This is a genomic window from Halomonas sp. SS10-MC5, from assembly GCF_015992245.1.
Taxonomy (GTDB): domain Bacteria; phylum Pseudomonadota; class Gammaproteobacteria; order Pseudomonadales; family Halomonadaceae; genus Halomonas; species Halomonas sulfidoxydans.
This window is the reverse complement of record NZ_CP065435.1, coordinates 2,746,102-2,768,281: the sequence shown is the minus strand read 5'-3', so window position 1 is coordinate 2,768,281 and position 22,180 is coordinate 2,746,102. Positions and strand designations below refer to the sequence as shown.

Here is a 22,180-nt window from a genome sequence, read left to right as displayed (position 1 = left end):
CAGGGCCTCGTCGCATCGGAAGGGTTGACCGGCTTCTGCCGCGCTCGAGGCGTAATGTCGCGAAATGGTGACAGGGGCTTTGCCTTCTTACCATGCGTGTCTCTGGGCGAGCTTTCTGGGTGAGCGCTTTAATTGCCTGTCTCTTGATTGCGACGTATCCAGGCTGCCCTAGTCAGCTGTCAGGCAGCTGCATGAACGCCGTTCTTTTTCAATTTCCTGTTTTTACGAATTTTTTGTTAGGCATGGCATGTCTCTCGCTAGGTAGGGCATGAGCGGTATCGTTGCGAGCTGCTCATCAGGAGTCTGACCGAACCACCCCCAAGGAGACGGGGAGAAGGAGGCGCTATGAAGCTCAAGACACTGACTGCCAGTATGGCCCTGATCTTTGCCGGCCTGGCCGGCGCGACCGCTCATGCCGAGAGTGAAACGTGGCAGAGCGGCAATGTTTCCACCGCGGCATCGTTGGGAGTGGCCAGCGAATCGTCTCCCATGCTGCTGGCCCAGGCCGGCGATGCCGAGGGTGGCCTGGATGGCGGAGCCGAAGGTGGTGTCGAGGGCGGCCTGGATGGCGGCGCCGAAGGTGGTGCCGAGGGCGGCCTGGATGGAGGCGCCGAGGGTGATGCCGAGGGCGGCCTCGACGGCGATGCCGATGGCAGCGTCGACGGCGATGCCGATGGCAGCGTCGACGGCGATGCCGATGCCGATGCCAGTGTCGACGGCGATACCGATGCCAGCGTCGACGGCGATACCGATGCCAGCGTCGATGGCGATACCGATGCCAGCGTCGACGGCGATACCGATGCCAGCGTCGACGGCGATACCGATGCCAGCGTCGATGGCGATACCGATGCCAGCCTCGACGGCGATATGGAGACGGAATCGGAATCCACTGACGACCTCGACGCGACGTCCGATATGGATGCCGATGTGGAAACGGAGGTCGAAGCCGAAGCCGACAAACCGAAAGCACCTGGGCTGGATCGTGCCTCGGAGCGGGCTGCCGAACCTGCCCAGGACCGGATCGAAGAGAATCGCGATCGCATCAGGGGGACGGCAGAAGGCGAGACGGAAGCCGAAAGTACCATCGACGCCAACTGAACCGGGATCCGCTTCTTCTCAACGAACCCAACGAATCCCGAGGGAGCCAGGCAAGGGAACCGGGGGCGCAGCTGCGCCCCCGATGCTTTGTGCCTCAGTCGGCCGCTGGCGGCTGGGGAGCCGCGGCGGGCTTGGACGGGGAGGCATGGGGAGCTACCGACTTCTCTTGCTGCCAGGCGAAGTAGAGGAACAGCGCGCCCATCACCAGATAGCCCAGGGTGAAGTCCCAGGCGGCGTTCACGGCCAGCTCCGGGGCGTGCATCAGTCCGACGAAGGAGAAGGCCGCCGCCACTGCGGCGAAGATGGCGGCGCGACGGAACTGATGGTCGATGACCGAGACGGTCATGGCGCCGATGAAGATGGCCATGAACATCGCGCCCTGGCCCATCGGCACGACACCCGAAGAGATTCCCGTTACCGTCTCCTCGGCAGCCCGGTTGAAGCGCGTCATCACGTAGTTGGCGAAGTAAGGCAGCATGGCCAGCGCAACCGCCGGGTAATAGCGCGTATCGTTGCTCTGGAAGGCGGTAGCGATCATCGACATGCCGACGAAGACCAGGATCGGTGCGACCACCGAGACCGGGATGATGGCCGCGAGGGCGGCGATCAGGCCGAACATGGTGGCCAGGGCGTAAACGGCGCCGTTGAGGATGCTGTAGCCGCGACCGGCGCCCATCCACTTGGCCCCTACCGTGGCGATGTAGACGGTCGTGGGGAAGACACCGCCGAACAGGGCGCCGATCATGGTACCGGCGCCATCCACGGCCTGGCACTCGCGAACGTCGTACTTGTCGCCCGCGGCTTCCATTGCCTCGACGTTGTTCATGGTCTCGATGGCGTTGTACAGCGTGATCGGCAGCACCACGGTGAGCACCGCCAGCATGCCGGTGAACAGCAGCCCCAGCCCCTCGAACCAGGCTAGGTTGGGCAGCAGCGGGTAGAAGCCCAGGTGAGTGAAGGCATCGCTGAAGCGCTCGCCGCCGGCATCGCCGATGAGGTAGGCCATGGCGGTGCCGATGACGATGGCGAACAGCGAGGTCGGCAGGCGGAACGGCATGCTGACGCGCGCCACCAGGCCGACGATGATGATCGCCAGCACCAGCAGCCCTATTACCGGCATTTCGAGCGTCTTGAACAGCATCTCGCCGGCGATGAAGGTCAAGGCGACCCCCGCGACCGCACCGAGCATGGCGGCACGCGGTAGGTGATACTGGACCCAACGGCCGATCAGGCTGACCGCCGCCTCGATGGCGCCGCTGATGAAGCAGGCCGCCACCGCCACCTTCCAGGCCAGCTCGGCGTCGCCGGTCAGCTGCTTGGCCGGCAGCAGTACGCCGAACAGGAAGACGAACATCACCGGCGTGGAGATGCCATAGGAGAGCGCAGTGACGTCGCTGCGGTTCTCCTTGCGCGCCAGACGTGCCGCCGACCAGGCGTAGTAGAAATTGCCGACCATCACGGCCACCGCGGCTCCCGGCAATACCTGACCGAAGACAATGGAAGCGGGAAAGCCCATGCCCAGCATGGTGATGGCAATGATGACGAAGTTGGCGATATTGTTCTGGAAGAGGGCGAAGAAGGCATCGGTGTCCTCCTTCTTGTACCAGGGGTAGTGCACGGGGGAAGCCGCCATGATGAGCCTCTTGTGTGTTGGGGTTGTAGTCAAGGCAGGTCCAGTGTGACTACTGTCTGACTATTTGGTCAAGACTGCCTTTGTCGTATTCACCCGCAGGGCGAGCACGTAAGATGAAGTGGCTCATTGCGGGGGTTCGCTGCGCTGGGGGCCGCTTGGCGCATTCATGAATTCAGGGGGGATGCTCGATGAACCCAGACGAGAGCTGCATCGTTCGGCATTTCAATCAGTACTATCCGCTGTCCGCCGAGGACAAGGCGCTGCTTTTTCGATTGGAGGACAGCGCCACCACGGTCAAGGCCGGCTTCCCCCTGTGGGAGGAACGCGACCGGGCCCACGAATTCTGCACGCTCAAGCGCGGCTGGGCGTTCTCCTACCGTGAGCTGGAGAACGGTACGCGTCAGATTCTGGATATCTACCTGCCCGGCGATATCGTCGGCCTGCGCGAATTTGCCTTTTCGCAGCGCCTGGCCGGGGTGCAGATGATTGAGGACGGCGAAGTCTGCTTCTTTCCCCATCGTCACCTCGTCGACATCTTCCGCCAGTCCTTTACCCTCACCTCGATCCTGTTCGCCATCGCCAGCCGCCAGCAGGTGATGCTGACGGAGCGCCTGGTCAACCTGGCGCGGCGCAACGCACGCCAGAAGCTGGCGCATTTCCTGCTCGAGATGTGCCAGCGCATCAAGCAGACCCACGGTAACGGTTGCGAAAGCTTTCGCCTGCCGCTGTCGCAGGAGATTCTGGCCGACCTGCTCGGGCTCAGCCCGGTCCATGTCAGCCGAACCTTCACGGCACTGAACGACGACGGGTTGATCTTCCGCGAGCGCTACCGCGTGACGATACCGGACCTGGAGGCGCTCAAGCATGAGGCCGGGTTCGATGATCGCTACCTGATCGAGAATATGCGCCCGCTCTTCGACGGATCGCCTACGTAAAAAAGATTGGTCGCACGTGCGTCGGCTCAGCCCGCCCCGACAAGGCCGGGGCGGGGCGTGACTGCGAGCGTAGGATCAGTTGACCGCGGCGATGGCCTTGGCCAGGTAGGGCAGGTTCTCGTTGGAGAAGCCGGCCACGTTGGCGCGGCCCGAACGTACCATGTAGATGCCGAACTCGTCACGCAGGCGGTCGACCTGCTCCGGCTGCAGGCCGGTATAGGAGAACATGCCGCGCTGCTCGGCCACGCAGGCATACTTCTGGTCGAGCCCATAGGGCTTCAGCGCTTCGACGAAATCGCGGCGCAGGGTATTGATGCGGTCGCGCATTTCGGTGAGCTCCTCGCGCCAGATGGCGGCAAGCTCGGCGGAGTGGAGGATCTCGCTGACGATGGCGCCGCCATGAGCAGGCGGGTTGGAGTAGTTCTCGCGGGCGACGATGGCCACCTGAGAGCGGATGTTCTCCATCTGCTCGTGGTTCTTCGCCACCATGATCAGGCAGCCGGTGCGCTCGCAGTAGATACCGAAGTTCTTCGAGCAGGAGCTGGTGATGATCACCTCGTCGAGGTTCTCGGCCAACAAGCGAACGCCGTAGGCGTCTTCATCGAGACCCTCACCGAAGCCCTGGTAGGCAAAGTCGATCAGAGGCAGCAGGCCGCGCTCACGGACCACTTCCAGAATCTGCTGCCACTGCTCGCGGGAGAGGTCGAAGCCGGTAGGGTTATGGCAGCAGGCGTGCAGCACGATGACGTCGCCGGCCGGAATCTGCTGGACCGCGGCCAGCATGCCGTCGAAATCGAGGCGATTCTCGGCGTCGACGTAGGGATACTTGTGCAGCTCGATGCCGGCGGCGGTGAAGATCCCGTGGTGGTTCGGCCAGGTGGGATTGCTGACCCAGATGCCCTTGCCGGGGAGCTGGGTACTGATGAAGTCGGCCGCCAGGCGCAGGGCACCGGTGCCACCCGGCGACTGCGTCGCGCTGGCGCGGCCGGCCGCGAGGACCGGTGAGCCTTCGCCCAGCACCATTGGCAGGATCACTTCGCCGTACTCGGGCGCGCCGTGGGAGCCGATGTAGGTCTTGGTGGTTTCGTTCTTGAGCAGCAGGGCCTCGGCTTCCTTGACGGCGCGCATCACCGGGGTGTTGCCCTGGGCGTCCTTGTAGACGCCGACGCCGAGATCGACCTTCTGGGGATTGGTATCCTTCTTGAAGGCCTCGATCAGGCCGAGGATGGCGTCCCCGGGGACCCGCTCAATATGTTCGAACATGTTATTTCGCTACCTCGTCGGTCTGGCGACAATAGGGAATCGTGGCAACGTCGGACCGTCATTCTGCATGGCCCGCATCCTGTCCATGATGCCATCGCCTTGCGCAATCTGCCACATGGGGTGTCGACGGGAGGCGGCATGTTCAGCCGCTGATGACGCGGTTGCGCCCTTGATGCTTGGCCGCGTACAGGCTGCGATCGGCCCTGCCGATCAGGGTGTCTCTCGACTCACCCAGGCGGTACTCGGCAAGCCCGATACTGGCGGTGACCTGGCCGGCCTCGATGCCGAAATCGTGCGCGGCAATGGCGTGGCGCAGCCGTTCGGCCAGCGGGTGGCTGGCGACCAGCGGGGTCAAGGGCAACAGCACGGCGAACTCCTCGCCGCCGAGTCGGCCGATGATGTCTTCCTCGCGCAGTAGCTGGTGGCACAGGGTGGCGAATTCGGCGAGTACCTGGTCGCCCTGCAGGTGTCCCCAGGTATCGTTGATGCGCTTGAAGTGATCCAGGTCGAGCAACATCAGGGAGAGCGGGCTTCCATGCCGATTGCTCCTGGCGATCTCCTCGTCGAGCCGGGTCATCAGCCTGCGGCGGTTGGCCAGGCCGGTCAGGTCGTCGGTATCCGAGAGCCGGCGTAGCCTGGCCTCCTCGGCCATCTGTTCGGTGATGTCGATCATCAGTCCGTGCCAGAGCACGCCGGTCGCCGAATCCTCCGGCTGGGCTCGAAGCGCGACCCAGCGACAGCGGCGCCCCGACAGGCGGATGCGGAACTTGGTGGCGATGGGGATGCGCCAGCGAGCCGAACGTTCGATGGCGGCCATCACGCGCGGGTAGTCCTCCTCATCCAGGCGGTCGAGCATGTGGCGAGCGTCCTGGTTCAAGGCGTTGCGATCGATTCCTGGCAGGCCGGTGCCGCTTCCGGCCAGGTAGGGGAAATGCATGTGCCCGTGATGGTCACGATGAAACTGAAAGACGACGCCGGGCAGGCGTTCCGTGAAGTCACGCATGCTGGTCGGTTCATTCAGCTCCCCTCCCGTCATGGCATTCTCTTCAGACATGCGGGCGTCCCTTGTGGCCTGCTGCGTACAGGCATGAGTCCTGGTGTTGTTATGTAACGGCTCGGTACCTTGTCACGGGCATGCTTGGCTTCTACGCGAAGCCACCCACCTACGGAAGGGAGCCGTTGAGAGAATGTCTAATATACGTTGTAACAGAGCGTAAATCATCTAGCGGAAGCTGTAAGAAATTGCCTACAGCGCTTGTAAGATAACGCCTCATGCGGCGTGAGGCTTCAGCGCGGTGCGTCGTAGCGCGTCCGCCTGCCGCGGGAGAAGACGACCTGCCAGAGCTGAAGGTCGCGCGCACGAAAGGCGCCGGCGCATACCGACAGGTAGTAGCGGAACATTCGCTCGGTGCGCTGGCTGTAGCGATCGGCGATCTCGTGCCAGTGGGCATCGAAGTTGTCGCGCCAGGCCATCAGCGTTCTGTCATAGTCGGGGCCAAAGTTGTGCCAGTCCTCCATCAGCAACAGGTCCTCGCTGGCATCGGCGATATGGCGTGCCGAAGGCAGCACCCCGTTGGGGAAGATGTAACGGTCGATCCAGGGATCGACGCTGATCTCGGAGCGGTTCGAGCCGATGGTATGCAGCAGGAACAGGCCATTCTCGGCCAACAGGCGTTCGACGGTCTGGAAGTAGATCTCGTAGTTGCGATGGCCCACGTGCTCGAACATGCCGATGGAGACGATGCGATCGAAGCAGCCGGCCAGTTCGCGATAGTCCTTCAGCTCGATCTCGACGGGCAGGCCGGCGCAGCGTTCCCTGGCCAGCTCCGCCTGTTCCCGCGAGATGGTGATGCCGGTTACCGAGACCCCGTGATGACGGGCCGCATGCTCGGCGAAGCTGCCCCAGCCGCAGCCGATGTCCAGCACGTGCATGCCGGGGCGCAACTCGAGCTTGCGACACGCCAGTTCGAGCTTGGCGAGCTGGGCCTCGTGAAGCGTCGCGGCGTCTTTCCAGTAGCCGCAGGAGTAGCTCATGGTGGGGTCGAGCATGCGCTCGAACAGGTCGTTGCCCAGATCGTAATGTGCTTCGCCGACGATGTAGGCCCGGGCCTTGCTCTGCAGGTTGAGCAGCCCCGCCTGGAGACGATACATGAGGCGATCTGCAGGGGGGCGGGCCCGCTCGCCCAGGCCATGCAGGAGCAGGCGGCAGGCCATCTCGTCGATCTGCTCGCATTCCCACCAGCCATCCATGAACGACTCCCCCAGCCCCAGGGAACCCTGGCGCAGGATTCTCGAGCAGAAGTCAGGATGATAAATCTGTGGATCCCAGGGCGCGTCGCCATTGAGAGTCACGCCGGAGCCTTCCAGCAGTGAGATCAGCACTCGCTGGGCTCGGCTGTCAGGCAGGACGATCGGGCCAATGCGTTGTTCGCTTGTCATGGAGTCCTCCCGGTCCATCGATTCAGGGGCATGCGTGGCATAGCCGTTGTCGTTGTCGTGGTGCCTGGAACGAGGTGAGCACAGCGGGCGTGTGCTGGCGTGCTCATATTAGGTAAGAGCATAGTTCAGGCTGAAGAGAACGGTGAACCGGCAGTGGCTGGTATAATCGGGCCATCACCCCCGCAGCCGGAGCCCCAACGTGTCCAGTGATTCGCCTTTGATCATCGCCCTCGATCATCCCTCTCTCGATGCCGCCCTGTGCCTGGCCGACCGGCTCGACCCCGAGCGCTGCCGCGTCAAAGTGGGCAAGGAGCTGTTCACCCGCAGTGGCCCGGAGGTGATCGATGCGTTGCATGGGCGCGGCTTTCAGATATTTCTCGACCTCAAGTTCCACGATATTCCCAACACTGTGGCCGGCGCCGTACAGGCGGCCGCCGAGCAGGGCGTGTGGATGGTCAACGTGCATGCCGGCGGTGGCCGGCGCATGATGGAGGCCGCACGGGAACGCCTGGATCGCCACGCGCTGGCGACCCGTCTGATCGCCGTGACGGTACTGACCAGCATGACGGCAGAGGACCTCACCGAGGTGGGCGTCGCGGCCACGCCGGCCGAGCATGTCGAACGCCTGGCCGTGCTGGCGCATCGGTGCGGCATGGACGGGGTGGTGTGCTCGGCGCAGGAGGCGGCTCGGCTGAGCGAGCTGTGCGGTGAACACTTCCTCAAGGTGACGCCGGGAATCAGGCCGCGCAGTGCCGAGCATGGCGATCAGCGGCGCGTGATGACGCCGGCCGCAGCGCTGGCGGCGGGAAGCACGCATCTGGTGATCGGTCGGCCGGTGACCCAGGCGGACGATCCGATGGCGGCGCTGACGGCCATCGAGCAGGAACTGGCCCGGGGCTGAGCCTCACTCCCCCTCGATGCCGGTGATGGGACGGGTGGTGCCCCAGCTGCGGCAACTGGGGCATTGCCAGTGCAGGGGCTGGCCGGCGAACCCGCAGCGCTGGCAACGATGCCTCGGCCGTGCCGTCAGCAGGGTATGGGTGTGCTGCTTGAGCAGCTGCAGCCGGTCGTCGGGAGCCCCCTGTTCCTGCTGCTGATGCTGGTAGAGGTCCAGCAAATAGTCGAGGGCGCCCAGACTCGGCGACCGATTGAGCTGTTCGCTGACCAGCTCGATGGCCACCTGCAGCCCGTGGCGTTTGCGCTGGGTCTCCGCCAGCAGAATGATCAGGCTGGTCACATGGGCGCGTTCGAGCAGTCGCTCCAGGCAATCCACCAGTCCCGCTTCGTCATTCAGCATCGCAAAGGCATGATGCAGCGGTTCCAGCGCGACTGGCATCATGTCCAGATCCTGGTCGGGGATGCGCATGAGGATACGGATGGCATCGCGATAGTGCCCGGTATCCTGGGCCAGTGCCGCCAGCAGCAGGTTGGCGCGCACGCAGCGCGAGTCGATGGATAGCGCGCGCCGCAAGTGCTTGCGGGCCAGCCCCGGGCTTGCCGAGCGGCGTTCCTGGTCGGCCATCTCGCAGAGCCAGTGGGCCGCTGCACGGCGGATGTCCTCGTGCCGACGAATCAGGCTGGGGTAGGCCACGTCGAAGGCGGCCTGCCACTCTCCCTCGCGATCGAAGAGGTCCGCCAGCAGGCGCTTGGCGGAATGACGGAAGTCGTCGTGGCTGGCGTCGTTCACCAGCTGCTGGAGTAGCCGCTCGCTGCGATCGAACAGCCCCAGGTGAAGGAAGTCCCGGGCGAGCTCGAGCTGCACCTGTTCGCTTTGCAGAACCGTCAGGGTGGGGCGGGCCAGCAGGTTCTGGTGGATCTTGACGGCGCGGTCGGCCTCGCCGCGGGTGCGGAACAGGTTGCCCAGGGTGATGTGGGTGTCGATGGTCTCGCTGTTCACTTCCAGCGCGCTGACGAAGGTCTCGATGGCGCGGTCGGGCTGCTCGTTGAGCAGGTAGTTCAGGCCGACGAAGTAGTCCCGTGACAGCGTGTTCGATGGCGCGTGATCGCGGCTGCCCTGGCGCTCACGGCGGCCTAGCCACCAGCCAATGGCAACGGCGGCCATCAGCAGTACAAGCAGCAGGGCATCAGGCATTTACGGCAGTTCCTTGAGCTCCTGAACGCGAAGACGGTCGAGTTCCTTGCGCTGTTGTCGATTCAAGCGCTGAGCGCGCGAGAGCGCGGTGCGCAGCCTCAGCCAGACCCCTGTCATCGCCAGCATGCCCAGTACCACGCCGCAGACCAGGGCGGCCAGCAGCCACACGGAGAGCGATACGGCCGGCAGCTCCATCCAGATCAGGTTGAGCGGTACCGTCTGCTGGTTGTTGACGGCGAAGAGAATGCCGACAAGCAGTACCGCCAGCAGGATGATGGCCAGGATCAGGCCTTTGAGCCAACGCATGTGTCTATCCCTTGTGAATGACGAAAGTATTAATAGCCGAGGGCGCGGCTGGCATTGACCTGCTCGCGGAGTTCCTTGCCAGGCTTGAAGTGTGGCACGAACTTGCCCTCCAGTGCGACCGGTTCGCCGGTCTTGGGGTTGCGACCGACCCGCGGCTCCCGGTAGTGCAGGGAGAAGCTGCCGAACCCCCGGATCTCGACCCGTCCCCCCTCGGCCAGCGTGTCGGTGATGTCGTCGAGAATCAGGCGAACCGCGGATTCGACTTCCTTGATCGAGAGCTCAGGCTGGCGCATGGCGATCTGTTCGATCAACTCGGATTTGGTCATCGGGTCATCTCCAGGCGTTTCCTGGTCCGGTGGGACCTGGGTGGCATTCTTGTTCTCCCGTCAGCATACTGCTCAAACCGAGATAAAACAACGCACTACGACCATGGTCAAGAGAGAGGGGCAATGCGGGTCGAAGCGCTGCCCCATTTTTCCGGCTCCGGTATACTGGTGCCTCATTCCTCCTACCATCGAGGCCGACGTTGAGCGAAGCGAATACCCCCGATGCCGCTGCCCTGCGCAAGCGGCTCTATTGGCACTCCCGGCGCGGGATGTGGGAACTCGACCTGCTGCTGATCCCCTTTCTCGAGCACTGCTACGATGGGCTCGGCGCCGGGGACCAGGCGGCCTATCGCGCGCTGATCGAGGGCGAGGACCAGGATCTCTTTGCCTGGCTGATGCAGCGCGAGGAGCCCGATCCGCAGTTTCGCCGCATCGTGACGCTGATTCAGCAACATGCCGAGAACGCCGATAACGATCCGCATCGTCCCGTCTAGGTTGGCCTGGGGCTGCCAGTGGCTGCTGGCGCTGGCGGTCACCGCCAGCGTATTGAGCCATGCGCCCGGATGGCTGGGGCTGCCGGCCCTGGGGTGGCTGTTGTGGCTGGGCGGGTGGCTCTGGCGTGGACAGGCCCACGGTGAGCTGCAGATGCAACCGGAAGCCGGTGGCGGCTGGCGCTGGCTGTGGCGCCCGGCGGCTGCTGCCGAGGCGGTTCCCGTCAGGCTGCGCTGCGCCTATCGTGGCCCCTGGCTGATCGCGCTGGACATCGAACGTCGACGGACCTGGCTGTGGCCCGACAGCGCCTCGTGCGAAGCGCGGCGCCAACTGCGGCGGGCGCTGGCTCGCTAGGGGCAAGGCGTCGGTGGCGGACGGCGCGGGTCCTTCAGTCGGGGAGATCGGCCAGATGAAGCCGGGAAGGGCGTGGCGCCAGGCCGGTTTGGTCGTGGGGCGGGCAGTCGGGGTTGAAGTGCAGGCCGCGTGACTCGCGGCGCTGGCGAGCCGCCATCACGGTCAGGCGGGCCAGCCTGACGGCGTGCCACAGGCTGGCCAGTGCCGTATCGGGTGCAGCGCTTTCGACAGCGGCCTGTATCTCTCGATTCAGCTCGCTCAGCTCGCGCGAGGCGGCCTCCAGACCGGCGTCGCGGCGCACGATGGCCACGTGGCGGCTCATGATGTCGCGCATGGCCGTGCGCCATTGCTCGACGCGATGGGCTTCCACCCGTTTTGTACCCACGGTGCCCGCCGTCGGCGAAGACGTGGCGGCGGGGGCGCGCAGCGCCAGCTTGCCGGCGCAGCTGCGCGCGTAGACCAGGCACTCCAGCAGCGAGTTGCTGGCCATGCGATTGGCGCCGTGCAGCCCCGTGCAGGCGACTTCGCCGATGGCGTACAGATGCGGCACGCTGGAGCTGCCGTCGAGGTCGGTGGCAACGCCGCCGCAGCTGTAGTGGGCGGCGGGCACGACCGGAATCGGTGCACGGGTGATGTCTAGCCCGCGATGCAGGCAGTGGGCGTAGATCGTGGGAAAGTGGCGGCGAATGGCCGCGTCGCCGAGATGGGTCACGTCCAGCCAGACGTGGGGCGAGCCGGTACGCTGCATCTCGGCGTCGATGGCGCGGGCGACGATGTCGCGAGGCGCCAGCTCGGCGCGCTCGTCCCGCTCGAGCATGAAGCGATGTCCATCCGTGCTGTAAAGCCTGCCGCCTTCACCGCGAACCGCTTCGCTGATCAGGAAGGGCGGGCCGCCCGGGTCGTAGAGGCAGGTCGGATGGAACTGCTGGAACTCGAGGTTCATCAGCTCGGCGCCCAGCTCAGCGGCCATCATCATGCCCTCGCCGCTGGCCGGGTGGGGGCTGGTGGTATGGCGGTAAAGTCCGCTGGCACCGCCGGTGGCGAGTACCGTATCGCCGGCCAGCAGCTCCTGCAGCTGGCCTCGTTCGTCCACGCAGCGGGCGCCGCGACAGCGCTGCTGGGCATCGCCCATCAGGCCGATGGCGACCAGGTCGTCGCGAATGGCGATCGCCGGATGCGCCTCGACGTGGCTCTTCAGGGTGTCGAGCACGGCGCGCCCGGTGGCATCCTCGGCATGAATGATGCGGCGGGCGCCGTGCCCGCCTTCCCGGGTCAGGTGATAGGGGTAGCTGGCGCTTGGGCTTTCGTCGCGCGTGAACGGTACACCGAGAGAGAGCAGCCACTCGATGGCCGCGGGCCCCTGCTCGACGGTGAAGCGCACGGCCCGCTCGTCGCACAGGCCATCGCCGGCGACCAGCGTGTCGGCGACATGAGCGTCGAAGTCGTCCTGGGGCGAGAGCACGGCGGCAATGCCGCCCTGGGCCCAGCGGCTGGCGCCTTGATCGTCGCTGGCGGGGCGCACCAGGGTGACGCGGCGCGTCCCGGCGACGTGCAGCGCCAGGGTCAGGCCGGCAACGCCGCCACCGATGATAAGAACGTCGTGTTCGCTACGGGCCGGACGGATAGGGGCCATGCGCATTCTCGCTGGAGACTGTTGCATCAGCCAGCATGCCGCAAAGGGGCCCAACAGGATAGGGAGGCGTGGGCGGCGGAGCGCCTGGTGCCCGGCGCCGGCTTCGAACCGGCACGGTATTGCCAACGTGAAGTTTCAAGTTCGTCGCGGGGCTGCGCTTGCACTTCGGTTCCCTTTTCTATCAGGAGCTTAGCTGACTGAGATCGTTGAAGAATGCGCGATTGTAGCATGGCGCCAACGATCAGTCTGGCGCCTTTTCATGAGGCTCCATTTTTCATGAGGCTCCATGACGCCCACCGCATCCACGATGCACGGAAGCAGGCAGGTTTCTCGTTCAAGCACGACGAGGCGCGGCCGATAAAAAACTCATGGGAGGAGTTGTCCGTTGTGCGCGCCACGATCAAAGAAAGGGCCGAGCAGGCTCAAGGCCGCGACAATGGCCTATGCCGCCAAGCTGAAGAGGGTCAGTCATGAGCAGCCAATATCCGCTATCGGAACTCGCCGTCTACCAGGGGATGGCGTCCCCGGAAATGTGCCGCCGGTTGGATGCACTGCAGGCCGAGCGCGACACGCAGGCCTCGCTTGTCGAATCCTGCCGAGCGCTGCTGCTCGAGGCCCAGTTGGTCTTGGATGACAGCGATCCCGAGCAGTTCGCGTTAAGCAGCAAAATGCGGAAATGGCTGTATTCGTCATCCACCAACAGCACCGGTCTTGGCCGCCGTGACAGGTTGCAGGGGACGATAGCGAGTGAGGGCTGAATTCGTTGGTGCCCGGAGCCGGGCTCGAACCGGCACGGTGTTGCCACCGAGAGATTTTAAGTCTCTTGCGTCTACCAATTTCGCCATCCGGGCGGCACGGTTTCGAGCAGACAACTGACGAGGGGTAAGGAATGGAGGCTGGAGTCGGAATCGAACCGGCGTACACGGAGTTGCAGTCCGCTGCATGACCACTCTGCCATCCAGCCTCGTTGAGTCGTTTGTCTCCCTCACGAAGAGACTGGAGCGGGAAAGGAGATTCGAACTCCCGACCCTCGCCTTGGCAAGGCGATGCTCTACCACTGAGCTATTCCCGCTCGACTCGAGTGCGAATTATACGGATAAGCTCGCTTGTGTCAATCACTTGTTGGCGTCGGGTGGCGTTCGATCACATCGAGCGGGACAGGTGGGGCCAGGCGGCGCGCAGGTACATCAGCATCGACCAGAGCGTCAGGATCGCGGCGACATGCAGGGTGACGACGCCCAGCAGGGAGAGCTGCGTGCTGGGGGCAAAGGCCAGCAGCAGCAGCAGGGCGATCATCTGCAGGGTCGTCTTGATCTTGCCCAGCCAGGAGACGGCCACGCTGCCGCGCTTGCCCATCTCGGCCATCCACTCGCGCAGTGCGGAGATCACGATCTCACGACCGATGATCACCAGTGCCGGCAGCGTCAGCCAGACACTGTCGAAGCGCTCGATGAGCAGGGCCAGGGCCACGGCCACCATCAGCTTGTCCGCCACCGGGTCGAGGAAGGCGCCGAAGGGGGTGGACTGGTTCCAGCGCCGCGCCAGGTAGCCGTCGAGCCAGTCGGTGACCGAGGCCAGCGCGAACAGGCCTGCCGCTACCGGCATGCTCCACGAATAAGGGAGGTAGACGAACACCACCAGCAGCGGGATGAAGGCGATTCTGGCCAGCGTCAGGATGTTGGGGATGTTCATGTGGCGAGGGGTCCTTGCCTTGGGTCAGGAGAGCCGAAATGGCCCCATTCTATCTGTAGCGGCCAGCATCATCCATGCAACGAGCGATGAATCGTCTCGGCCAGCGTGGCACTGATGCCGGGAACGCGGGCGAGCTCCTCGCGGCTGGCCTGCTTGACGCCCTGCAGCCCGCCGAAGAAGCGCAGCAGCTCCCGGCGGCGTTTGGGGCCGATGCCGTCGATCTCTTCGAGGGCAGAGCTGCGCCGGGCCTTGTCGCGCCGGTTGCGGTGCCCGGTGATGGCAAAACGGTGGGCCTCGTCGCGCACGTGCTGGATCAGGTGCAGCGCCGGCGAGGCCGTCGGCAGGTCGAGGGTGCGGTCGACCGTCTCGAGGAACAGCGTCTCGAGGCCGGCCTTGCGCGTGGTGCCCTTGGCCACGCCCAGCAGGCGAATGCTGGTGAGCCCCAGTTCGCTCAGCACCTCACGGGCCAGGTTGAGCTGACCCTTGCCGCCATCCAGCAGCAGGATGTCCGGCGTCACCCCTTCGCCTTCGGCGAGGCGGCGGAAGCGCCGATCCAGAGCCTGACGCATGGCGGCATAGTCGTCGCCGGCCGTGACGCCCTCGATGTTGAAGCGCCGATAATCCGATTTTCGCGGGCCGTTGCGGTCGAACACCACGCACGAGGCCACGGTTGCCTCGCCATGGCTGTGGCTGATGTCGAAGCACTCGAGCCGCTCGACGGCCTCCTCGAGCCCCAGGGTCTGCTGCAGGGAGTCGAAGCGGCGCTCGAGTTCGCTCTGGCTGGCCAGGCGGCTGGCCAACTGCTGCTCGGCATTGGTGCGCGCCAGTTCGAGCCACTGGCCGCGGTGGCCGCGCACCTTGTGGGTCACCCGTACGCGGCGCTCGGCGCGGCTGCTCAGGGCGCTTTCCAGGATGTCTCCGTCGGGGAGCGGCAGGCTGCTGATCACCTCGCGGGGGATTTCGCGCCCCTGGCCCAGGTAGTATTGGCTGACGAATTCTCCCAGCAGCTCGGCGGCTTCCAGGCCCAGGCCATTGTCAGGCGAGTGGTGACGCGCCCCGAGGAGTCGCCCCTGGCGTACCGCCAGCACCGAAATGCACAGTGCTCCTTCGCGTTCGGCCAGGGCGAAGGCGTCGGCATCCCCCCCTTCGGTGTCGACGAACTGACGGTGCTGGAGCTGGCGCAGGTGCTGGATCTGGTCGCGCAGGCGGGCGGCATCCTCGAAGGCCAGCTCGCGACTGGCGGTCTCCATGGCCTCGGTCAACTCCTGGGTGACCTGTTCGCTGCGCCCTTCGAGGCACATGATGGCGTGTTCCAGGTCGCGCCGGTAGTCGGCTTCGCTGATCAGGCCGACGCAGGGCGCGCTGCAGCGCTGGATCTGGTATTGCAAGCAGGGGCGCGTGCGGTGAGCGAAGACGCTGTCCTCGCAGTTGCGTATGCGGAAGATCTTCTGCATCAGCGAGAGGCTCTCGCGCACCGCACCGCTGCTCGGAAAAGGGCCGAGGTAGCGCCCGTCAGCATGGCGCCGACGTGCACGCTTGTACTCGAGGGCGGGGAAGGGGTGACGATCGCTGGCGAACACGAAGGGGTACGACTTGTCGTCGCGCAGCAGGATGTTGTAGGGCGGACGCAGTTCCTTGATCAGGGTCTGCTCGAGCAGCAGGGCCTCGATCTCGCTGCGCGTCACCGTGACCTGTACGTCGGCGATGCGCGATACCATGGCCTGGGTCTTGGCGTTGAGCGCGCCGCGAAAGTAGCTGGCCAGGCGGGCCTTCAGCCGCTTGGCCTTGCCGACATAGAGGGTATCGCCGTGCTCGTCCAGCATCCGGTAGATGCCGGGGGCTTGTGTGAGGTTGGCAAGGAACTGCCTCGAATCGAAGGTCATGGCGCTCGGGCTGTCTGGCATGGGAGCCACAGGTTACCAGAAGGGCCCAGTCAGTTGGCGGTGTCGAAGCCTTCGATCAGGCCATGCTTCAGTCCCAGGTGGGTGAGTTCCACGTCGGTCTCGACGCCGAGCTTCTCGAAGATCCGGTAGCGATAGGTGTTGACGGTCTTGGGGCTGAGGAACAGCCGGTCGGAGATCTCCGAGACCCGCTGGCAATTGACGATCATCATGGCCACCTGCAGCTCGCGCTGCGAGAGCTTGTCGAAGGGGTTCTCCTCCGAATCGAAGCGGGAGAGCACCAGGCGCTGGGCGATGTCCGGACTGATGTAGCGATGCCCGGCGAAGACGCTGCGGATGGCGTCGACCATGTCCGGTACCTGGGTATCCTTGCTGATGAAGCCGCCGGCGCCGGCGTCGAGCATGCGCTGGGCGAAATTGTCTTCCATGAAGCCGGTCAGCGCCAGGATGCGTACGTCGGTGTTGTTGCGCATGATCTTGCGGGTCGCTTCAAGGCCGCCGATGCCTGGCATGCGCAGGTCCATCAGGATCACGTCGGGCTCGAGTTGGCGGCACAGGGTGATGGCTTCCTCGCCGCTGGCGGCTTCGCCTACCACGTCTATGTCCTCTTCGTTCTCAAGCAAGCGAGCAAGACTGGTGCGAACCAGATGATGATCGTCGACAATGAGCACCTTGATCAAGACTGACATTCCTCGTCATTAGGGAGAGCTCGCGGCGACGAACCGGGAGTCGCGGCGGGAGCTTGAGCTCGGTTGGGCTCTCGATCGCCGAGTCTTCGGCATCCAGAGGCAAGCTTGCCATACTCGTGAGGCAAGGGAAATTGAACGAGCATCTCGATTCCCGCTTTCTCTCAACGCAAGGACGACATGGCGCGAGCCTATTGACGAGCTCTGTCGCGGTAGATAAGATACGCCTCGTTCTCGAGAGGTCGGGAACGCGTGGGGCCTTAGCTCAGCTGGGAGAGCGCAACACTGGCAGTGTTGAGGTCAGCGGTTCGATCCCGCTAGGCTCCACCAACAAGCTTTTACGAATCAGCCGCTTGGCGCATCGCGCCAGGCGGCTTTTTCGTGTGCCTGCCGCAGCGTCCTATCTATCCGCGCACCACTGGGTATACGTACCCTGCTCGTCGGGGTGGCCGAGGCGCCACTTGGGCGCGACATCGAGCATCTCCTCCCGGTACCACTGTTCGACCTGCTCGCAGTAGCGCTGCTGGTCCGGCGTCAGCTCATCCGGGCTCACCCGTTCTGCCTGGTTCCGGGCGTTGTGTAGATAAATGCCGGCGCCGATGCCGGCCACGCAGGCGGCAGCGACCCATACCTTGTTCATTTTCATTTCCTTGTCGTCGTTTGTATCTATTAACCAAGGTTAGCCGCTTGAAACGCAAGGATACAAAATGGCCGGCATGCGCTGGGCCATTCCTGGCCTGCTCGGCTACGTTATGGGCACGGCAACGCGTGTCGGGTGCGCCGCGCCGTCGATACCGGCCCGCAGCGTCGCCAACAGGGAGGAGGAGTCGAGATGCGTACCCATGACTTGCACGACACGGTCGTCGTGCTCACCGGTGCTTCGAGCGGCATTGGCCGAGCCGCTGCTCACGAGTTCGCGCGTCGCGGTGCTGCGCTGTTTCTCGTCGCCCGCGACCGCCAGGCCCTGCACGGTGTGGCCGAGGCGTGCCATCGCCTGGGCGGCCAGGCGAGAATCGTCGTCGCCGACGTCAGTCGGCCTGACGACATGTCGCGAGTCGCCAGGGAGGCCTACGCGACCGCAGGCCGTATCGACGTCTGGGTCAACAACGCCGGGGTCGGCGCGCTGGGAGCCTTCGAGCAGGTGCCTCGCGAGGCGCATGAGCAGGTGATCCAGACCGACCTGTTGGGCAGCCTGCGCGGTGCCCATGCCGTGCTGCCGTACTTCAAGCGGCAGGGGTACGGTACGCTGATCGACAACGTCTCGCTGGGAGGGTGGGCGCCGCAGCCGTACGCCGCTTCGTACAGCGCGGCGAAGTTCGGCTTGCGTGCCTTTGGCGAGAGCCTGCGCGGTGAGCTGCGGCGCTGGCCGAACATCCATGTTTGCCAGGTATTTCCCGCGGTGATGGACACGCCGGGCTTCCGGGATGGGGCGAACCATACGGGCCGGCTCGTTGCGCGTGTGCCGCCGGTCTACGACCCACGGCGTACCGCGAGAGCCATCGTCGGGCTCGCCATGCGCCCGCGGCACAGTGTCTACGTCGGTCTGCCCGCCGTGCTGGCGCCGGTGGCCCAATGGCTGCCTGGCTACAGCCGAATCAATGCCGGCCTGGTCGAAGCCGCGCTGCGTCGGGCGCGGCCTGTGGCCGAGTCGTCGGGAAACCTGTTCGCACCGCCTCGGGGGGAGCGACGCATCGACGGTCGCTTTCGTTCGCCACGCCTGCGCCGGGCGGTGCTGGTATCGGCGGCCGCCGCCGCGGTAGCAGGCGCATGGCTGCTGAGCAGGCAGCGGGAGGCTCGACCGGTCCGCCGCTAGCCGCTGGGGCCATACCGCGTGGGGTACGCGCCATTTGCCCAAGATGGCAGGTCTTTCCCACAATCATAGGAGGGTCTCACTGGAAAAACGGAGGTTCTTGTGAGCGACACCGATCTCGGCACCATGGATGCGGGGCAGCTTCGCCAGCACTTTGCAAGCGGCACGGCTTCTTCCTTGGAGGCAACGAATGCCGCACTCGAGCGTATCGACCGCTTCAACAGCGCCGTCAACGCCTACGTGGTGGTCGACAGGGAGGGGGCGCAGGCGGCTGCCGAAGCCTCGGCCCGGCGCTGGCGTCAAGGGCGCCCGCTCAGTGATATCGATGGCATTCCCGTCTCGCTGAAGGATCTGACCGAGTCTCTTGGCCTGCCGGCGCGCAAGGGGTCGTTGACGGAGTCGGCTGCGCCCTGCGAGCGGGATTCCCCGCCGGCACGCATGTTGCGCGAGGCCGGCGCGGTGATTCTGGGCAAGACCAATACGCCCGAGTTCGGCTGGAAGGCCATCACCGACAACCGCATCTTCGGCGCGACGGCCAATCCGTGGCACACCGGGCTGACACCGGGCGGCTCGTCGGGCGGCGCGGCGGTGGCGGCGGCGCTCAACATGGGGGTGCTGCACCAGGGGGGCGATTCCGGTGGCTCGATCCGCATCCCCGCGTCATTCTGCGGTGTGTTCGGCTTCAAGCCCACCTTCGGCTGGGTGCCGGAGTGGCCGCGTTCCAAGGAGGCCTCGCTCTCGCACCTGGGCCCTCTGACACGCACCGTGTCCGATGCGGCCCGGATGCTGAACGTGATAGGACGCTACGACTATCGCGACCCTTACGCGCTGCGCGGACAGCCCCAGGACTGGGGGGAGGAGCTCGGCCAAGGGCTCGAGGGCATGCGCATCGCCTACTCGCCTACGCTGGGCTACGCCCGGGTGGAGGCCGAGGTGGCCGAGTGCGTGCGCAAGGCAGCCCATCGGCTCGAGGAACTCGGCGCCGTGGTGGAGGAGGTGGACCCGGGCTTCGAGTCGCCCATCCGAATCTTCAATACGCTGTGGTTCACCGCTTCGCTGGCGGTGTATCGCGAGCACGGCGAGCGGCAGCGTCGGCTGCTCGACCCCGGCCTGGTGGCCGACGCCAAGCGGGCCGAACGGCTGAGTGCGCTGGACATGTTCTATGCGCTCAAGGAACGGGCGCGCCTGACCGAGAGGCTCGAACACTTCAATCAGCGTTATCACCTGGTCATGACACCTTCGGTAGCGGTGCGCCCCTTTCCCCTCCATCATGACGTACCACCGGATGCCGGCATGCGAGACTGGGAGGAGTGGGCGCCGTTTTCCTACCCCTTCAATCTCAGCCAGCAGCCCGCCGCATCCGTACCTTGCGGCTTCACGCCGTGTGGCCTGCCGGTAGGATTCCAGTTGGCGGGAGGCAAGCATGACGATGCCCGGGTGCTGCGGGTCAGCGAGGCCTATCTCGCCGCCTTTCCGCCCAGCTTCCCCGAGCGGCTCGACCTGGCGCGCTAGCGGCGCCTTTCGGCTCGAGCCCCGTCACTCCTCGACCGGCCCATGTGCCTCGAGCCATGGCGACAGCGCTGCCGCCGCCATGGCCGGGCTGTACAGGTTGCCCTGCACGAGGCGTGCGGAAACGCCTTCCACGGCTGTCGCCAGGCTTTCGTCGTCGATACCGACGATCACTGGCTCTATGTCGAGAGCGTTCAGCATGCGGCACGACGCTTCCACCAGGCGCCGTCCGTCATGATGCATGCCGACCAGCCGGGCATCGACGGTGGCTTTCTGGAAGGGCAGACGGGCGAGCCAGGGGAGGTCGACGGAATCCCTGCCGAAGCCCTCCACCGCAAGGCGGATGCCGAGCCGCTCGAGCCGCTTCAGCAAGTGGATGGCTCGGTCCAGGTCGCTGCCGAGCCCGTGGGCGGGCACCTTCAGCGTCAGCCACTCGAAGGAGTTCATCTCCTGGTGTCGCAGGAAGAGATCCAGCGGTCGATGATCGAAGGTGTCCTGCGCCAGGTGCGATTCGCAGAGCTGGAGAGAGACGGGAAGACGCCCGAGGTCAGACCCGCTGTCGTGCCACTGACGATGGTCGGCGACCGCCGTCTGGATCATCCAGCGGTTGAGCCGTACGCCTAGCCCCAGGCGGGCGAGTGTGTCCAGGTAGTGCCCCGGGGGGTGCTGCCAGCGCGTGGGACGCTTCCAGCGCAGCACGGCTTCCAGGCCGGTGCAGTGCAGGCTGCGCCGATCGAGCTCCGGCTGGTAGTGCAGCTCGAAGTGTTGGTTCGGCATGTGGATGGCTTCGCTGAGCAGCGTCTCGAGCCGGTGCTTCTCCTTGAGTTGCGCCGTCAGCCGATGGTCGACGAAGGCCAGTCGCCCCGGCCCTTTCTTGCGGGCCGTGAACATGGCTCCGCGAGCCGCCGTGAGCAGCGTTTCGACGTCCTGCGCATCGGTGGGGTAGAGGGCGATGCCGATCGACGCCGTCATCAGCAGGTAACGATCGCCGGAGGTGAATGGCGGCTCCAGCGCCTCCTGCAGGCGCTCTGCGACCAGCTGTGCCGATTCGGGAGTGCCGTCCTTTTCCAGCAGCACCACGAACTGGTCGCTGCCGAGCCTCGCCAGGGTATCCCTGCTGCGCACCTCGCGCTGCAGGCGCTGGGCCAGCTCGCCCAGCATGCGATCGCCCTCGGTATGGCCTAGCGAGTCGTTGATGGCCTTGAACCGATCGATATCGATGAACAGCAGCGCCAGGGTGGTGTCGGCGCGTTCGGCCTGGGCCAGGGCGTGGCCCAGGCGATCACGCAGCAGCAGCCAGTTGGGCAGGCCGGTGATGGGGTCGATATGTATCCAGTGGCGATCGTCGAGCCATTCGCCATTGGCGCTGGTGAGCTGGACGAAGGTGTGCAGGAAATGGCGCGGCTGCTGGTGTGCGTCGAGAATGGCGTCGACCGTCATCAGGACCGGCAGCGATTCCCCATCGGCTCGGCGACAGAGCACCTCCTGCTGCCAGGAGTGTGTCACGTTCGGAGGGGTCTCAGCGGTAACCGGCAGATGCGAAGGTATGCGCCGGGAAAGGTAAAAGTGCTCGATCGGCCAGCCGCGCGTTTCAGCGCTGTCGACGCCGGCGATGCGACAGAAGGCGTCATTGACCAGCAAAATGTTGCCATCGCCATCGGTGATGACCAGGCCGGTCTGGCTCTGCTCGAAGGCGTGTTGCACCAGCCGAGCCGGATGCTGGGCAAGGACGTGCAGCTGCTTGCCCGGGGGGCGGTTACCTTTTTCGGTCATCGGAACGGCTTCGGTAAAGTGAAATTCGGTTCGATCTAGGTTCTATATCGTCCTGTCTCGCCAGGACTTGAGCGAGGCAGCCTCCTTGCGTTGAGGAGCGCGTTCGTCATGTTGGGTAACATGCTTTGATGCGTCTACAGGGCTCAAGTTCGCTTAGGGCGTGCCGATAACAAGGTTAGCTTCTCCTGCCTCCGTGCGGGGCTGCCAGGAACAGGCGGCACACTCTGTCAAGCCGAAG

General features: G+C 65.0%; 22 protein-coding genes and 4 tRNA genes. 10 read left to right on the top strand and 16 right to left on the bottom strand.

Translation table 11 applies throughout. The features are described from left to right. Nucleotides 1-345: 345 nt before the first annotated feature. Nucleotides 346-1,098 carry a hypothetical protein gene (locus I4484_RS12890; RefSeq protein WP_197447683.1) on the top strand — a complete coding sequence of 251 codons (753 nt, stop codon included), beginning with the start codon at nucleotides 346-348 and terminating at the stop codon, nucleotides 1,096-1,098. A 94-nt stretch (nucleotides 1,099-1,192) separates the two neighbouring features. Here the strand turns inward: I4484_RS12890 and I4484_RS12885 are convergent, their stop codons facing one another. Further along, complete coding sequence (locus I4484_RS12885; protein WP_197447682.1) at nucleotides 1,193-2,731, bottom strand: NCS2 family permease; 1,539 nt, start codon at nucleotides 2,729-2,731, stop codon at nucleotides 1,193-1,195. A gap of 188 nt (nucleotides 2,732-2,919) precedes the next feature. On the opposite strand from I4484_RS12885, the gene I4484_RS12880 reads away from it, so the two are divergent. Then, entirely contained in the window at nucleotides 2,920-3,666 is a 747-nt protein-coding gene (locus I4484_RS12880; RefSeq protein WP_197447681.1) for a Crp/Fnr family transcriptional regulator, read from the top strand. 75 nt (nucleotides 3,667-3,741) lie between these two features. Here the strand turns inward: I4484_RS12880 and I4484_RS12875 are convergent, their stop codons facing one another. From I4484_RS12875 to cfa, 3 genes are all read right to left on the bottom strand, one after another. Further along, nucleotides 3,742-4,929 (bottom strand): amino acid aminotransferase, encoded by a 1,188-nt coding sequence (locus I4484_RS12875; RefSeq protein ID WP_197447680.1) that lies wholly within the window; start codon nucleotides 4,927-4,929, stop codon nucleotides 3,742-3,744. A 142-nt stretch (nucleotides 4,930-5,071) separates the two neighbouring features. Then, entirely contained in the window at nucleotides 5,072-5,983 is a 912-nt protein-coding gene (locus tag I4484_RS12870) for a GGDEF domain-containing protein (RefSeq protein ID WP_197447679.1), read from the bottom strand. A 233-nt stretch (nucleotides 5,984-6,216) separates the two neighbouring features. Beyond that, nucleotides 6,217-7,368 carry a cyclopropane fatty acyl phospholipid synthase gene (gene cfa, locus I4484_RS12865; RefSeq protein WP_197447678.1) on the bottom strand — a complete coding sequence of 384 codons (1,152 nt, stop codon included), beginning with the start codon at nucleotides 7,366-7,368 and terminating at the stop codon, nucleotides 6,217-6,219. Nucleotides 7,369-7,567: 199 nt separating this feature from the next. On the opposite strand from cfa, the gene pyrF reads away from it, so the two are divergent. Then, the gene (gene pyrF, locus I4484_RS12860; protein ID WP_197447677.1) at nucleotides 7,568-8,269 is read left to right on the top strand and encodes an orotidine-5'-phosphate decarboxylase; all 702 of its coding nucleotides are present in this window, start codon (nucleotides 7,568-7,570) and stop codon (nucleotides 8,267-8,269) included. A 3-nt stretch (nucleotides 8,270-8,272) separates the two neighbouring features. Here the strand turns inward: pyrF and lapB are convergent, their stop codons facing one another. Genes lapB through I4484_RS12845 form a run of 3 tightly spaced genes read right to left on the bottom strand, consistent with a single transcriptional unit; the run spans nucleotide 8,273 to nucleotide 10,092 of the window. Next, nucleotides 8,273-9,460: a lipopolysaccharide assembly protein LapB gene (lapB, locus tag I4484_RS12855; RefSeq protein WP_197447676.1), complete on the bottom strand. Its 1,188-nt coding sequence runs from the start codon at nucleotides 9,458-9,460 to the stop codon at nucleotides 8,273-8,275. After that, complete coding sequence (locus tag I4484_RS12850; protein ID WP_111414137.1) at nucleotides 9,461-9,766, bottom strand: lipopolysaccharide assembly LapA domain-containing protein; 306 nt, start codon at nucleotides 9,764-9,766, stop codon at nucleotides 9,461-9,463. 29 nt (nucleotides 9,767-9,795) lie between these two features. After that, complete coding sequence (locus I4484_RS12845) at nucleotides 9,796-10,092, bottom strand: integration host factor subunit beta (protein ID WP_086508802.1); 297 nt, start codon at nucleotides 10,090-10,092, stop codon at nucleotides 9,796-9,798. A gap of 200 nt (nucleotides 10,093-10,292) precedes the next feature. Here I4484_RS12845 and I4484_RS12840 point away from each other — a divergent pair, with 200 nt between their 5' ends. After that, nucleotides 10,293-10,586: a succinate dehydrogenase assembly factor 2 gene (locus tag I4484_RS12840; protein WP_197447675.1), complete on the top strand. Its 294-nt coding sequence runs from the start codon at nucleotides 10,293-10,295 to the stop codon at nucleotides 10,584-10,586. After that, entirely contained in the window at nucleotides 10,546-10,938 is a 393-nt protein-coding gene (locus I4484_RS12835) for a hypothetical protein (protein ID WP_197447674.1), read from the top strand. The genes I4484_RS12840 and I4484_RS12835 overlap by 41 nt, the downstream gene beginning before the upstream one ends. A gap of 34 nt (nucleotides 10,939-10,972) precedes the next feature. On the opposite strand, the gene nadB is transcribed toward I4484_RS12835, so the two are convergent. After that, nucleotides 10,973-12,571: an L-aspartate oxidase gene (gene nadB, locus I4484_RS12830; RefSeq protein WP_197447673.1), complete on the bottom strand. Its 1,599-nt coding sequence runs from the start codon at nucleotides 12,569-12,571 to the stop codon at nucleotides 10,973-10,975. Between the two features lie 228 nt (nucleotides 12,572-12,799). On the opposite strand from nadB, the gene I4484_RS12825 reads away from it, so the two are divergent. Continuing rightward, entirely contained in the window at nucleotides 12,800-13,045 is a 246-nt protein-coding gene (locus I4484_RS12825; protein WP_197447672.1) for a hypothetical protein, read from the top strand. Beyond that, complete coding sequence (locus I4484_RS12820) at nucleotides 13,042-13,329, top strand: hypothetical protein (protein WP_197447671.1); 288 nt, start codon at nucleotides 13,042-13,044, stop codon at nucleotides 13,327-13,329. Before I4484_RS12825 ends, I4484_RS12820 begins: the two co-directional genes overlap by 4 nt. A gap of 6 nt (nucleotides 13,330-13,335) precedes the next feature. On the opposite strand, the gene I4484_RS12815 is transcribed toward I4484_RS12820, so the two are convergent. The 6 genes from I4484_RS12815 to uvrY form a co-directional block, all read right to left on the bottom strand. After that, nucleotides 13,336-13,422: transfer RNA gene (locus I4484_RS12815), tRNA-Leu, on the bottom strand. A 39-nt stretch (nucleotides 13,423-13,461) separates the two neighbouring features. Then, nucleotides 13,462-13,535 (bottom strand) — tRNA-Cys (locus tag I4484_RS12810). A gap of 33 nt (nucleotides 13,536-13,568) precedes the next feature. Beyond that, a tRNA-Gly gene (locus tag I4484_RS12805) sits at nucleotides 13,569-13,643 on the bottom strand. 71 nt (nucleotides 13,644-13,714) lie between these two features. Beyond that, nucleotides 13,715-14,263, bottom strand: a complete 549-nt coding sequence (gene pgsA / locus I4484_RS12800; RefSeq protein WP_197447670.1) for a CDP-diacylglycerol--glycerol-3-phosphate 3-phosphatidyltransferase — start codon at nucleotides 14,261-14,263, stop codon at nucleotides 13,715-13,717. Nucleotides 14,264-14,331: 68 nt separating this feature from the next. Beyond that, the gene (uvrC, locus tag I4484_RS12795; protein ID WP_197451035.1) at nucleotides 14,332-16,146 is read right to left on the bottom strand and encodes an excinuclease ABC subunit UvrC; all 1,815 of its coding nucleotides are present in this window, start codon (nucleotides 16,144-16,146) and stop codon (nucleotides 14,332-14,334) included. A 50-nt stretch (nucleotides 16,147-16,196) separates the two neighbouring features. Further along, nucleotides 16,197-16,844 carry a UvrY/SirA/GacA family response regulator transcription factor gene (gene uvrY / locus I4484_RS12790; protein WP_197451034.1) on the bottom strand — a complete coding sequence of 216 codons (648 nt, stop codon included), beginning with the start codon at nucleotides 16,842-16,844 and terminating at the stop codon, nucleotides 16,197-16,199. 260 nt (nucleotides 16,845-17,104) lie between these two features. Here uvrY and I4484_RS12785 point away from each other — a divergent pair. Next, a tRNA-Ala gene (locus I4484_RS12785) sits at nucleotides 17,105-17,180 on the top strand. Nucleotides 17,181-17,250: 70 nt separating this feature from the next. Here I4484_RS12785 and I4484_RS12780 read toward each other — a convergent pair. After that, on the bottom strand, nucleotides 17,251-17,490 hold the full coding sequence (locus tag I4484_RS12780; RefSeq protein WP_197447669.1) for a hypothetical protein: 240 nt from the start codon (nucleotides 17,488-17,490) through the stop codon (nucleotides 17,251-17,253). Nucleotides 17,491-17,682: 192 nt separating this feature from the next. Between I4484_RS12780 and I4484_RS12775 the strand changes: the two genes are divergently transcribed. Together I4484_RS12775 and I4484_RS12770 are read left to right on the top strand one after the other, a co-directional pair. Further along, on the top strand, nucleotides 17,683-18,663 hold the full coding sequence (locus I4484_RS12775; protein WP_197447668.1) for an SDR family oxidoreductase: 981 nt from the start codon (nucleotides 17,683-17,685) through the stop codon (nucleotides 18,661-18,663). 99 nt (nucleotides 18,664-18,762) lie between these two features. Then, on the top strand, nucleotides 18,763-20,172 hold the full coding sequence (locus I4484_RS12770; protein WP_197447667.1) for an amidase: 1,410 nt from the start codon (nucleotides 18,763-18,765) through the stop codon (nucleotides 20,170-20,172). A gap of 24 nt (nucleotides 20,173-20,196) precedes the next feature. Here I4484_RS12770 and I4484_RS12765 read toward each other — a convergent pair whose 3' ends face one another. Further along, nucleotides 20,197-21,942, bottom strand: a complete 1,746-nt coding sequence (locus I4484_RS12765; RefSeq protein ID WP_197447666.1) for a bifunctional diguanylate cyclase/phosphodiesterase — start codon at nucleotides 21,940-21,942, stop codon at nucleotides 20,197-20,199. Between the last annotated feature and the right edge of the window lie 238 nt (nucleotides 21,943-22,180).

Coding starts and splice junctions, on each gene's coding strand:
- I4484_RS12825 (WP_197447672.1), top strand. CDS start 12,800: ATGGCGCCAACGATCAGTCTGGCGCCTTTTCATGAGGCTCCATTTTTC.
- lapB (WP_197447676.1), bottom strand. CDS start 9,460: ATGCCTGATGCCCTGCTGCTTGTACTGCTGATGGCCGCCGTTGCCATT.
- I4484_RS12890 (WP_197447683.1), top strand. CDS start 346: ATGAAGCTCAAGACACTGACTGCCAGTATGGCCCTGATCTTTGCCGGC.
- I4484_RS12850 (WP_111414137.1), bottom strand. CDS start 9,766: ATGCGTTGGCTCAAAGGCCTGATCCTGGCCATCATCCTGCTGGCGGTA.
- I4484_RS12775 (WP_197447668.1), top strand. CDS start 17,683: ATGCGTACCCATGACTTGCACGACACGGTCGTCGTGCTCACCGGTGCT.
- I4484_RS12845 (WP_086508802.1), bottom strand. CDS start 10,092: ATGACCAAATCCGAGTTGATCGAACAGATCGCCATGCGCCAGCCTGAG.
- I4484_RS12870 (WP_197447679.1), bottom strand. CDS start 5,983: ATGTCTGAAGAGAATGCCATGACGGGAGGGGAGCTGAATGAACCGACC.
- I4484_RS12820 (WP_197447671.1), top strand. CDS start 13,042: ATGAGCAGCCAATATCCGCTATCGGAACTCGCCGTCTACCAGGGGATG.
- uvrC (WP_197451035.1), bottom strand. CDS start 16,146: ATGACCTTCGATTCGAGGCAGTTCCTTGCCAACCTCACACAAGCCCCC.
- I4484_RS12885 (WP_197447682.1), bottom strand. CDS start 2,731: ATGGCGGCTTCCCCCGTGCACTACCCCTGGTACAAGAAGGAGGACACC.
- pgsA (WP_197447670.1), bottom strand. CDS start 14,263: ATGAACATCCCCAACATCCTGACGCTGGCCAGAATCGCCTTCATCCCG.
- nadB (WP_197447673.1), bottom strand. CDS start 12,571: ATGGCCCCTATCCGTCCGGCCCGTAGCGAACACGACGTTCTTATCATC.
- I4484_RS12875 (WP_197447680.1), bottom strand. CDS start 4,929: ATGTTCGAACATATTGAGCGGGTCCCCGGGGACGCCATCCTCGGCCTG.
- I4484_RS12880 (WP_197447681.1), top strand. CDS start 2,920: ATGAACCCAGACGAGAGCTGCATCGTTCGGCATTTCAATCAGTACTAT.
- cfa (WP_197447678.1), bottom strand. CDS start 7,368: ATGACAAGCGAACAACGCATTGGCCCGATCGTCCTGCCTGACAGCCGA.
- I4484_RS12765 (WP_197447666.1), bottom strand. CDS start 21,942: ATGACCGAAAAAGGTAACCGCCCCCCGGGCAAGCAGCTGCACGTCCTT.
- I4484_RS12780 (WP_197447669.1), bottom strand. CDS start 17,490: ATGAACAAGGTATGGGTCGCTGCCGCCTGCGTGGCCGGCATCGGCGCC.
- I4484_RS12835 (WP_197447674.1), top strand. CDS start 10,546: ATGCCGAGAACGCCGATAACGATCCGCATCGTCCCGTCTAGGTTGGCC.